Annotated in this window: 1 protein-coding gene; it reads left to right on the forward strand. The window is 37.1% G+C overall.

Features of this window, described 5'->3' with window-relative positions; translation table 11 throughout:
• Positions 1–1,197 (forward strand): transposase (locus F9279_RS24775; RefSeq protein ID WP_152116739.1); only part of this gene is annotated, 1,197 nt, incomplete at its 5' end.
• Between the last annotated feature and the right edge of the window lie 2 nt (positions 1,198–1,199).

Here is a 1,199-nt window from a genome sequence, read left to right on the forward strand (position 1 = left end):
AAAAACTGGTTTCGAACACTTGAAAGTAAGAAATCTACCGATATTCCAGCTAAAGACGCGGTCTATCGTTTCTTAAATCGTTCCACTTATTCATGGAGAAGGTTTCTTCTTTTATTAAGCGCACATTCGATTGAAAAAGTAAGTAAGCTTACGAATCATGAGCGTATCAAAGTGCTGATTGTTGATGATTCTTCTTATGATAAAAATCGAAGTAAATCGGTTGAACTACTTGCGCGTTGTTTTGACCACGCTTCTCAAAAAATGCGCTTTTACAAAGGCTTTCGTATGCTTACATTGGGTTGGTCTGACGGTAAAACATTTATGCCTGTAGACTTTTCTTTATTGAGCTCTAAAAACAGCGTTATCAATGGAATATCACATAATATCGACAAACGTAGTTCTGGATATAAGCGCCGTTTAGAAGCTTTACAAACGGCACCTGAACAAATTCCAATGATGATTCAACGTGCAATGAACACAGGTATCCAAGCTTCTTATGTCCTCATGGATACTTGGTTTACCCATCAACCACTTATTAAAGAGATTAAAGATCAAGGTCTTGATGTCATTGGCATGGTGAAAAATTTAAAGCAACGTTACCTCATTCATAATCAAAAGGTTAGTTTGAAGGAGTTGTATCAGTTGGCTTCCCCTATTCAAGGAAAGAAAGGAATTCTTCGTTCCATTCAAACGACACAAGCTAATGGTATTCCAGTTAAAATGGTATTTGTCCGTAACCGTAATAAAAAGAGTGAATGGCTAGCTATTTTAAGTACCGATTGCAGCTTAAGTGAAAAAGAAATCATTCGTATCTACGGTATTCGTTGGGACATTGAAGTCTTCTTCAAAACAACAAAATCATTATTAAAGCTACAAAAAGAGTTTCAAGGTCGTTCGTATGACTCCTTAATTTGCCATACAACAATCGTCTTTACTAGATACATCGTACTCTCTTGGCAGAACCGCTGTAGCACAGACCAACGGACATTAGGTGGTTTATTTTATGATCTTTGCGATGAAATTAGTGATCTCGATTGGGTTGTCGCACTAGGGCAGTTACTCGAGCTTCTTCAAGATGTCCTAAAAGAAAGCAACAAAAAGATTCAAAGGTTAATTCAATGTCAACTACAACACTGGATTGCAGGCTTACCTAATTACATCAAGATCTACCTGCCTATTTTAGTGTGCGAAAGTTGAGT

Source organism: Bacillus sp. B1-b2 (assembly GCF_009183415.1).
Lineage (GTDB): Bacteria > Bacillota > Bacilli > Bacillales > Cytobacillaceae > Niallia.